This window comes from uncultured Arthrobacter sp., from assembly GCF_902805515.1.
Taxonomy (GTDB): Bacteria; Actinomycetota; Actinomycetes; order Actinomycetales; family Micrococcaceae; genus Arthrobacter_D.
In genome coordinates, this window is the sequence record NZ_CADCTE010000157.1 from 17,565 (window position 1) to 27,666 (window position 10,102).

General features: G+C 69.0%; 11 protein-coding genes. 7 read left to right on the forward strand and 4 right to left on the reverse strand.

All coding sequences use genetic code 11. From position 1 onward, the window contains the following. Positions 1-32 precede the first annotated feature (32 nt). Genes fmdA through QZX79_RS14700 form a run of 3 tightly spaced genes read right to left on the reverse strand, consistent with a single transcriptional unit; the run spans position 33 to position 2,287 of the window. Positions 33-1,289, reverse strand: coding sequence for a formamidase (gene fmdA / locus QZX79_RS14690; protein ID WP_294569328.1), 1,257 nt, complete (start codon positions 1,287-1,289; stop codon positions 33-35). A 41-nt stretch (positions 1,290-1,330) separates the two neighbouring features. After that, positions 1,331-1,621: a zinc ribbon domain-containing protein gene (locus tag QZX79_RS14695; RefSeq protein ID WP_294569330.1), complete on the reverse strand. Its 291-nt coding sequence runs from the start codon at positions 1,619-1,621 to the stop codon at positions 1,331-1,333. A 30-nt stretch (positions 1,622-1,651) separates the two neighbouring features. Beyond that, on the reverse strand, positions 1,652-2,287 hold the full coding sequence (locus QZX79_RS14700; protein ID WP_294569333.1) for an AmiS/UreI family transporter: 636 nt from the start codon (positions 2,285-2,287) through the stop codon (positions 1,652-1,654). A 345-nt stretch (positions 2,288-2,632) separates the two neighbouring features. Here QZX79_RS14700 and hisN point away from each other — a divergent pair, with 345 nt between their 5' ends. The 7 genes from hisN to QZX79_RS14735 all read left to right on the forward strand — a co-directional run bounded on the left by hisN (position 2,633) and on the right by QZX79_RS14735 (position 8,794). Then, complete coding sequence (gene hisN / locus QZX79_RS14705) at positions 2,633-3,442, forward strand: histidinol-phosphatase (RefSeq protein ID WP_120165147.1); 810 nt, start codon at positions 2,633-2,635, stop codon at positions 3,440-3,442. A gap of 65 nt (positions 3,443-3,507) precedes the next feature. Beyond that, on the forward strand, positions 3,508-4,257 hold the full coding sequence (locus QZX79_RS14710; protein WP_294569335.1) for a class I SAM-dependent methyltransferase: 750 nt from the start codon (positions 3,508-3,510) through the stop codon (positions 4,255-4,257). 32 nt (positions 4,258-4,289) lie between these two features. Further along, complete coding sequence (locus QZX79_RS14715) at positions 4,290-5,195, forward strand: metal ABC transporter solute-binding protein, Zn/Mn family (RefSeq protein WP_294569337.1); 906 nt, start codon at positions 4,290-4,292, stop codon at positions 5,193-5,195. After that, positions 5,192-5,944, forward strand: coding sequence for a metal ABC transporter ATP-binding protein (locus QZX79_RS14720; protein ID WP_294569339.1), 753 nt, complete (start codon positions 5,192-5,194; stop codon positions 5,942-5,944). The genes QZX79_RS14715 and QZX79_RS14720 overlap by 4 nt, the downstream gene beginning before the upstream one ends. 1 nt (position 5,945) lies before the next feature. Then, entirely contained in the window at positions 5,946-6,851 is a 906-nt protein-coding gene (locus tag QZX79_RS14725; RefSeq protein ID WP_294569341.1) for a metal ABC transporter permease, read from the forward strand. Further along, on the forward strand, positions 6,852-7,589 hold the full coding sequence (locus QZX79_RS14730) for a metal-dependent transcriptional regulator (protein WP_294569343.1): 738 nt from the start codon (positions 6,852-6,854) through the stop codon (positions 7,587-7,589). A 104-nt stretch (positions 7,590-7,693) separates the two neighbouring features. After that, complete coding sequence (locus QZX79_RS14735) at positions 7,694-8,794, forward strand: glutamate--cysteine ligase (RefSeq protein ID WP_294569345.1); 1,101 nt, start codon at positions 7,694-7,696, stop codon at positions 8,792-8,794. Between the two features lie 12 nt (positions 8,795-8,806). Here the strand turns inward: QZX79_RS14735 and QZX79_RS14740 are convergent. Then, a partial coding sequence (locus QZX79_RS14740) for an alpha-amylase family glycosyl hydrolase (RefSeq protein WP_294569347.1) occupies positions 8,807-10,102 on the reverse strand: 1,296 nt, incomplete at its 5' end.

Sequence of the window (10,102 nt, forward strand, 5' to 3'; positions counted from 1 at the left end):
GGCCGTTAACGGCCCCCTGTGCGGGGCCGTCCCTAGGTGTTGTTCGAACGCGGCGCACCCATCCCCGGGTTGACCCGGTGCGGGCCGGCCGCCGAGGGACGCACGTCGAAGTCGAAGATCGCCGTCGGGAGGTAGACCGTCGAGCACGAGTTGGGGATGTCCACCACGCCGGACAGCCTGCCCTCGATCGGCGCCGACCCCAGCAGCAGGTAGGCCTGCTCGGGGCTGTAGCCGAACTTCGTCAGGTAGTCGATGGCGTGTAGGCACGCGCGCTGGTAGGACAGGTGCGAGTCGAGGTAGTGCTGCTTGCCGTCCAGGGTCACCGACGTCCCCGAGAAGGCGATCCACTCGCTGTATCGGGGGTCCACGATGCCGGGCACGAAAATCGCATTCTCGCTCACACCGTAGGTATCCATGCCTCCCTTGATCACGTCGACTCGAAGGTCGATGAAGCCGCCCATCTCGATCGCGCCGCAGAAGGTGATCTCGCCGTCGCCCTGGGAGAAGTGAAGATCGCCCAGTGAGAGGTTCGCGCCGTCGACGAACACCGGGTAGAAGATCCGGGTGCCTTTCGAGAGGTTCTTAATGTCCTGATTGCCGCCGTTCTCCCGGGGCGGTGCCGTGCGCGCGGCCTCCCCCGCCACCCGGTCGAACTCCGACGCCGGCAGGCCCCCGAGCACCGCCTCCCGCGGTTCGGGCGGCAGCGCGAGCGGCGGCACGCGGTTGGGGTCGGTGGCGATCAGGTCGCCTTCGCGCTGGTTCCACTTCGCCAGCAGCTGCGCGGAGGGCGCCGTGCCCATCAGGCCGGGGTGGATGAGCCCGACGTAGGACACCTCCGGAACATGCCGCGAGGTTGCCACCTGCCCGGTGAAGTCCCAGATCGCCTTATAGGCGTCGGGGAACTGGTCGGTCAGGAACCCGCCGCCGTTGTTCCGCGCGAAAATACCGGTGTAGCCCCACCCCTGCCCGGCCAGCGGCCCTGAGTCCTCCTGCGGGATCGGTCCGACGTCGAGGATGTCGACGACGAGGAGGTCACCCGGCCTCGCTCCTTCGACGGCGAAGGGCCCGCTGAGCTTGTGGACGGTGAGCAGCGGAGCGTTGAGGATGTCGTCGGCGGAATCGTCGTTGACGATGGCGCCGTCGAACCATTCACGGCAGTGGACCCGGAAGGAATCTCCGCGCCTCACCGTGGCGACCGGCGGAATCTCCGGATGCCAGCGGTTATGTCCGACCTTCTCCTGGTCTTCGAATTTCTTGGACGAATCGAGCGGGAATATAACGTCAGGCATTGAAACTCCTCCAATATCTCGATCGGGCCGCACGCCATGGATTATGGCCGCGGCAGTTTCTGGTGAAGCGGATTGGACGAATAGGGCGAGGTCCTGCGTGCATTCGCCGACGGCAGCGTCCCGGTCACCACCTGCGGTTCCGATGCACTGCGGTGTGTTGAGTCGATGAGTTGAAAGGCCGCCGTGCCCGTCTTGGAAAGGTGGGGCGCGCTGATCTTCCGCCGCGCCTCCGAGCCGCAGGTGGGACAGGCCTGCACGTCCGCTGCTGCTTCCATGGGACGGATCACTTCGAATGCTGCGCACTGGGAACAGGAATACTCATAGATGGGCATAGGGCAGACCTTTCTTTGGGCAATCGACACTCAGGCAGGCGACACAGCCGCCCCCTCCTCCGACCTCTTTCCGCGCGGGATGCCTTTCCGCCCGAGGAAGAGTCCTGCCACCAGGGCGGCAACCGCCGCAACCGTCACCAGCAGGGCAAGCCCCGCGTTCGTGTCATACCTGCCCACCAGCAGGAAGAACGCCGGAATCGTCCCGGTGATGTGGGCGACGAAGATCGTGAACCAGCCGGTGGCATAAGTGAGGGATTCCCTTCCCAGTCCCAACAGGAGGAAGAACAGGAACCAGAGAACGGCCCAGGTCAGCCAGATGACACCGAAGACGGGGTCCCCCACGAGGGTGAACTGGAGGGCGCCGATCACGACGGCACATGCGGAAACGAAGAGCGAGAACCAGCCAAGGCCCTCACCGCTGACTCCCGTGACCTGGAGTATCCCCACGTAGAGGTAGGTAAAGCCGAAGAGATAGAGACCGGCAGCCCCGAAAATCGTGGGCAGGTCGTTATTGGCCTGAATGAGGATGATGGTTGGGAAGACAACCTGCATCACCCCGACAAAGAAATTGAGAATGGCCGCGGATTTACCGGGGACTACCCCGATAAGCATTAGCCCGTTGATGAAGAGAACCGCGCCCACGTATAGCAAACCAACGCTGCTCATGGCGCTCCGTCGCGATACCAGGAGTGGACAGAGATACAAGGCGGCTATTCCCGGTCGCCCCGGAGGGGATCCGGAAACAGCGGACGACATCAGAAGAATTACGTTGTGACGGCGAGCCTAGTCCTGCCCGCCGGGAGTGTCGACGCTGGCCCGCAGCCCGTGCCCGGCGTGGACCGCCGGAGAGGCGGTGGATATAATATGCGGTCGACCCTTGCGCCTGTTCGGGGAATGGAGAACGCCGTTCGCCTCCCTGACAGGGACGCGGCAATCATTCCCGGCTCCACGGCCGTAGTCGGGCCCCGGCGCCTTTCCGGGTAATGGCCCCGGAAGCGATAAGTTGAAGGCATGAACCTCGTCCAGAGCTACAATGATGACCTGCGCCTTGCCCACGTGATGGCGGACTCGGTCGATGACCAGACCATGTCCCGGTTCCGGGCGCAGGACCTCCGCGTAGAGACCAAGCCCGACCTCACCCCGGTCACCGACGCCGACCGGGCTGCGGAGGAATCCATCCGCAGCCAGCTCTCGCGCGTGCGCCCGCGCGACGCGGTGCTGGGCGAGGAGTTCGGGAGCACCGGATCGGGGTCGCGGCGCTGGATCATCGACCCGATCGACGGAACCAAAAACTTCGTGCGCGGCGTGCCCGTCTGGGGCACGCTGATCGCCCTCGTGGATGAAGGCCGGCCGGTGGTGGGCCTGGTGAGCGCCCCGGCGCTGGGCAAGCGGTGGTGGGCGGCCGAGGGCACCGGTGCCTTCATGGGCAAGTCCCTCGCGGCGGCAACCCGGCTGCGGGTCTCGAACGTGTCCCGCCTCGAGGACGCCTCGCTCTCCTATTCGAGCCTCTCCGGGTGGAAGGCACGCTCTGCCCTGCCGGAGTTCGTCAACCTCACCGAGCGGGTCTGGCGCACCCGCGCCTACGGGGACTTCTGGTCGTACTGCCTGGTGGCGGAGGGCGCCGTCGACATCGCGTGCGAACCCGAACTCAACCTGCACGACATGGCTGCCCTGGTGCCGATCGTGACCGAGGCCGGCGGACGGTTCACCTCCCTCGACGGCACCGACGGCCCCTACGGCGGAAACGCGCTGGCCACCAACGGCACCCTCCACAGCGAGGTGCTCCGGATGCTGAACCCGCAGATGGACGATCTGCTCTGACGGGCGCACACCAGGGAGCGCCCGGCGGCCCGCGCAGGCCCGCACCGGCGCGCAGCGGACCCCGGATGGACCCCGGCCGCCGGCGCTCGCTGGCCGCCGGGTACCTCACCGGCGCCGGCCGCTACGACCGGGTCCGCCCGTCCTACCCCGGGCAGGTCGTGGAGTGGCTGGTGCCGCCGGGCGCCGCCGCCGCCGCCGACCTCGGTGCCGGCACCGGGATCTTCACCCGCATGCTGCTCGACCACGGGCTCACCGTGACCGCCGTCGACCCCTCCGCGGACATGCTCTCCGTGCTGGCCTCCCGCCTGCCCGGTGCGGCCGTGCTCACCGGGACCGCAGAGTCCACCGGCCTGCCCGGTGCCTCGGTGGACCTTGTCACCGTCGCCCAGGCCTGGCACTGGGTCGATCCCGCGGCCGCCGCGGCGGAGGCGGCCCGCATCCTCGTGCCGGGCGGCACGCTCGGGGTGCTGTGGAACCAGCTCGACGTCGGCCTGCCCTGGGTCCATAGGCTTTCGCGCATCATGCACGCCGGTGACGTCTACTCCCCCGGGTACCGGCCCGACTTCGGGCCGCTCTTCACACCGCCCGAACCGCTGAGGGTGCGCTGGACCCAGGAGCTCGACGCTGCCGGCGTGGTCGACCTGGCGAAGTCCCGCAGCTATTACCAGCGCGCCTCCGAGGCCGCCCGGGCCCGGCTCGAGGGGAACCTCCGGTGGTACCTCCACGACTACCTGGCATTTCCGACGGACGCGGTCATCTCCCTGCCGTACTTCACCTACGCCTGGCGGGCTCGGACCCACACCGCCTCCCAATAGCATTACGGGTCGCCGAAGCCCTATATTTAGGTATGCCGAAATTCCTTACGGGCCTGCTGCTGTGTGGAGGCCTCGTCCTCACCGGCTGCGCCAGTGTGCCGGCACCGGAACCCGCCGCAGTCTCGGACGACCGGCCCGTCGTCCTGACCACCTTCACCGTGCTCGCCGACCTCGTCGACGAGGTTGGCGGCGGGCACGTCCGGGTGGAGTCGGTCACCAAGGTCGGCGCCGAGATCCACGGCTACGAGCCGACGCCGTCGGACCTCATCCGCGCCCAGGACGCCGATCTCATCCTCGACAACGGGCTCGGCCTCGAGCGCTGGTTCGAGCGTTTCCTGCTCTCCGTCGACGCCCCCCACGTGGTGCTCTCCGACGGCGTCGAACCCGTGGACATCCGCTCCGGTGACTACCGCGGCCTCGCGAATCCGCACGCATGGATGTCTCCGCTCGCGGCCCAGACCTACGTCGACAACACGGTCCGGGCGCTCTCGGACCTCAGCCCGGAGCACGCGGCGGCCTTCGAGGCCAACGGGGCGGCCCTCAAGGCCGAACTGCAGGCCCTGCTGGAGACCCTGCGGGCCGGTGCCCGGAGCACCGAGGGCGCGGCCCTGGTGACCTGCGAGGGCGCCTTTTCCTACCTCGCCCGCGACGCCGGGCTCAAGGAGGCGTTCATCTGGCCGGTGAACGCCGACGCCGAGGGCACGCCCCGGCAGATCCGCGCGGTCATCGACTTCGTCTCCCGCCATGACATCCCGGCGGTCTTCTGCGAATCCACGGTGAACCCCTCCGCACAGGAGCAGGTCGCCGCCGCCACCGGCGTGAGCCTCGAAGGGCCTCTGTATGTCGATTCCCTCTCCGGCCCGGATGGTCCGGTTCCGACCTTCGTGGACCTGCTGCGCTACGACATCTCCCTGATCACCAAAGGACTTTCCGGATGAGCACCCTTTCCGCCGCCCCGCCGGCCCTGCGGGCCACCAACCTCACCGTGAGCTACAACGACGTGCGGGCCCTCGACGGGGTGGGCGTGAGTGTGGAAACGGGAAGCATCTGCGGCCTCGTCGGGGTCAACGGGTCGGGCAAGTCGACGCTCTTCAAGGCCCTCATGGGGCTGCTCGTGCCGGCAGCCGGCACCGTTGAGCTGTACGGGCGCACCAGCCGGGAGGCCCGCCAGCGCGGCCTGGTCGCCTACGTACCCCAGGCCGAGGACGTCGACTGGGACTTCCCGGTGTCCGTCGCCGACGTCGTCGGCATGGGGCGCTACGGCCTCATGGGTCCCTCCCGGCGTGCCTCGGCCGTCGACCGGGCGGCCGTCGACGCCGCCCTGGAGCGGGTGGGCCTGGCCGGGCTCCGCCGCCGGCAGATCGGCGAACTCTCCGGGGGGCAGCGCAAGCGCGCGTTTGTTGCCCGCAGCATCGCCCAGGACGCCAAGCTGCTGCTGCTCGATGAGCCCTTTGCCGGGGTTGACCGCTCCAGCGAGGCAACCCTGACCGTGCTCCTGAAGGAACTGCGCGACGAGGGCCGGTCGGTGCTGATGTCCACCCACGATCTCGCCGGGGTCTCCCAGCTGTGCGACTCGGCCGTCCTGCTCCACAACCGGGTCCTCGCCCGGGGCCGGCCCTCGGACGTGCTCACCCCCAGCAACCTCGCGCTTGCCTTCGGCGGCGCCCTCGAAATCCGGGAGCCCTGAGATGGACCTTCTGAACTGGCTCACCGAGCCCCTGCAGTACGGGTTCCTGACCCGGGCCCTGATCGTGACCGTCGCGGCGGCCGTGGTGTCCGCCGTCCTGTCCTGCTGGCTGATCCTGATGGGCTGGTCGCTGATGGGTGATGCCGTCTCGCACGCGGTCCTGCCCGGGGTGGCCCTGGCCTACATCGTCGGGATTCCGTTCTCCATCGGCGCGTTCGTCTTCGGGGCCGGCGCCGTCGCGCTGATCGGGGTGGTGCGCTCCACGACGAAGCTCAAACCCGACACGGTGATCGGCGTGGTGTTCACTGCCCTGTTCGCCGCGGGGCTGGCCATTGTCTCCAGCACCCCCTCGCAGATCGACCTGCTCCACATCCTGTTCGGCAATGTGCTCGGGGTGACCGACGGCGAACTGTGGCAGGTGCTCATCCTCGGCGCCGTGACCCTCGCGGTGGTGCTGTTCAAGCGCCGCGACCTGACCCTGCTGGCCTTCGACCGCACCCATGCCCACGTGATCGGGCTCAACACCAAGTTCCTCTCGGCGCTGCTGCTGGGCCTGCTCGCGCTCAGCGTGGTGGTGGGCCTGCAGGCGGTGGGCATCATCCTCGTGGTCGCCATGCTCATCACCCCCGGCGCCACGGCGTTCCTCCTGACCCGCAGCTTCGACCGCATGCTGGTCCTGGCCGTCGGCATTACGGTCGCCGCCTCCCTCGCCGGAATCTACGCCAGCTACTACCTCGACATCTCCACCGGCGCCGCCGTCGTCCTTGCCCAGTCCCTCGTCTTTACCGTGGTGTACCTGGTGGCCCGGCCCAACGGTGTGCTCTGGCAGCGTCTCCGCGTGCGCCGCAGCCGTCGGCGTTCCCCCTCCGCCCACGTCGGAGACGCACCGGCCGGGGCGGTGTCCTGAATGGGGCCGAGGAACACCCCGGCCCTGAGCATCGGTTCGGCGAGCGTCCAGGACTACGTCAAGACCGTCTACGCCTTCACCGAGTGGCAGGACAAGCCCATCACGGCGTCGCAGCTGGCCGGGCGGTTGTCCATCGCGGCCTCCTCGGTGACCGAGATGGTCGGCAAGCTCGTGGACCTGGGCCTGGCGGAGCGGGAAAAATACGGCCCCATCCGGCTCACTCCGGAGGGACGCCGGCTCGCCCTGGCCATGGTGCGCCGGCACCGGCTTCTCGAAACGTTCCTCGTGCAGGAGCTCGGCTACCGCTGGGACGAGGTGCACGACGAGGCCGAGGTGCTCGAGCACACCGTCTCGGACGCCTTCATCGAACGCCTCGACGCCAAGCTGGGGCATCCCCACCGCGACCCGCACGGCGATCCGATTCCCACGGCCGATGGGCACATCCGCCTTCCGGCGGCCTTTCCCATCGCCACGCTCGACGACGGGCACCGCGCCCGCCTGGCCCGGGTGAGCGACGACGACCCGGAGGTGCTGCGCTACCTCAGCGGCAGGTCCGTGGGCCTTGACGTTCCGCTGACGGTCACCGGCCACCGGCCGTTCGGCGGGGCACTGGCCGTCGTGTTCGACACCGTGGCGGGCCCGGCCGCGGTGGAGGTCAGCGACGCCCTGGCGCAGGCCCTGTGGGTTGAAACCCTCGAGCCCCACCCCGGCTGCGTCATGCCGGCCGCGGCGGGCTGACCGGACCGGTTTCCGATCGCGTTTCCGGTTGGCGTGCCCGGTGTCCTTAGACTGGTCAGGAAATGCCGCGTCACGACCGCACCCCACGACCCCGGAGCCGCCCCATGACCACTCTTGGCCTTGAAGAGGAGTACCTGCTGGTGGACCCGGCCTCGGGCCTGCCCGTCCACCGCGCCACGGACATCCAGGAACGGCTCGAACTGACTCCGGAGATCGACCCGGACGACATCCAGCGGGAACTGCTCAGCTGCCAGATCGAAACCGCGACGCCGGTGTGCAGCACCCTGACCGAGGCCGAGGAGTCCCTGCTGAACTTCCGGCGCCAGCTCAACGCCGCGGCCCGCGAGTACGGGGTGCTCGCCGCGGCGACCGCCACCGCCCCGCGCATCGAGCAGGAATACCCGCAGCTGACCGACAAGCAGCGCTACCACGAGCTGAAGGCCAGCGCCCCCGGAATCGTCGGCGACCAGTTCGTCAACGGGCTGCACGTGCACGTCGGCATTCCGGACAAGGAGACCGGGGTGCAGGCCCTGAACCGGATCCGCCCGTGGATCCCCATTGTCACCGCGCTGAGCACCAATTCCCCGTTCTGGCTCGACCGGGACAGCGGATTCGGCAGCTGGCGACTCGTCCATTACCGCAGGTGGCCGGTCCAGGGGGTGCCGCCGGTGTTCGAGGATGCCGCCGACTACGAGCGGCGCATCAAGCGGCTCGTGGCCACCGGTGCGATCATCGACCGTGGGGTGCTGACCTGGGTGGCGCGCCTGTCCGACCGCTACCCGACCCTTGAGGTCCGTGCCGGGGACGTCCAGCTCGAGGCGCAGGACTCGGTGCTTCTCGGAGCGCTCATCCGCGCCCTGGTCACCACCGCCGTCGCCGAGGCCGACGCCGACACCCGCTTCCTCGACCCGCATCCCGAACTGCTTGACGCCGCCCTGTGGCAGGCCGCCCGGGACGGACTCACCGGCGACTCGGTGGACCTGCGCACCGGCACGCTCACGCCCGCCCGCGCCCAGATGGCACGCCTGCTCGACTACGTCGGCCCCGCCCTCGACGACGCGGGAGACACTGCCTGGGTGCAGGCGGGCCTGGCGACGGTCTGGGAGCAGGGAACCGGCGCCGAGCGCCAGCGCCGGGCCATGAAGGAAGGCGGGATGCCGGCGCTGCTCGAGCTGTACTCCTCCACCCTCATCAACGAGCGGTAGCCGGGGCGTCCGTCAGGACACGTCGAGGACGCGCGCCTCCCAGGGGCGCAGGGTGTCCTGCTCCATGGCCGGGGCCCCGTCGGCTCCGCCGGGCCCCGCGGCGTCCCGCGGGCTGCCGTCCCGGGCGGTGCGGGCGTCGTCGTCGCCGTAGTTCCCAAGCAGCAGCGTGCCGCGGCCGAGCCCGGGCGGAAGCCCGAGGGGCTCCCCCGAGACGTTCCCAAGTACCCGGAGCACGGCGCCGTCCAGCGTCCGGGTGAACGCGTAGAGCACCGGGTGGTCGGCCTGCTCGAGCTCGAAGCGTCCCCGCTGCACCACCGCGCTGCCGTGCCGCAGGGCGATCAGCCGCTGATAGAACCGGTAGACCGAGCGCGGGGAGGAGCGGTCGAGTTCGGCGTTGACGGTGGGATAGTTCGGATTCACGGCCATCCAGGGTCTGCCGGTGGTGAATCCGGCGTTGACCCCGCCCGTCCACTGAACGGGTGTGCGCGCGTTGTCCCGGCTCATCCTGCGCAGGGCGGCCAGGACGTCCTGCGGGTCCCGGCCGAGCTTCATCGTCGCCTCCTCGTACCAGTTGAGGGATTCGACGTCCCGGAAGTCCTCGATCGAGGTGAAGGGCACATTGGTCATGCCCAGTTCTTCGCCCTGGTAGATGTAGGGGGTGCCGCGGTGAAGGTGCAGCAGGGCCGCCCACAGCGTCGCGGATTCGTAGCGGTAGGCGCCGTCGTCGCCGAAGCGCGACACCAGGCGGGGCTGGTCGTGGTTGTCGAGGTAGAGGCTGTTCCAGCCCGTGTCCGCCAGGCCCTTCTGCCACCGGTTCCAGGAGGTCTTCAGGTCGCGCAGGTCGAGCCCCCGGTAGTCCCACTTGCCGCCGGGGCCCTGGTCGAGGCTGACGTGTTCGAACTGGAAGACCATGTCCACCTCGGCGCGGGCGGGGTCGGTGAACAGCCGGGCTTCCTCCACGGTGACCCCGGGCATCTCCCCCACGGTGATCAGCTCGGACTCCCGGCCGGCGAAGACCTCCTGGTGCATCTCGGCGAGGAATTCGTGGATCCGCGGGCCGGACATGAACTGGGGTCCGCCGTCGCCCCACAGGTGCCCGGGCGGGACGGCGCCGTCGGCCAGCGGCAGGGTCTTGGATAGAAAGTTGATGACGTCCATCCGGAAGCCGTCGACGCCGCGGTCGAGCCACCAGTTCATCATGTCGTACACGGCGGCGCGGACCTCGGGATTCTCCCAGTTCAGGTCCGGCTGCTCCCGGGCAAAGAGGTGGAGGTAGTACTGTCCGCTGGCCGGATCGAGGGTCCCCGG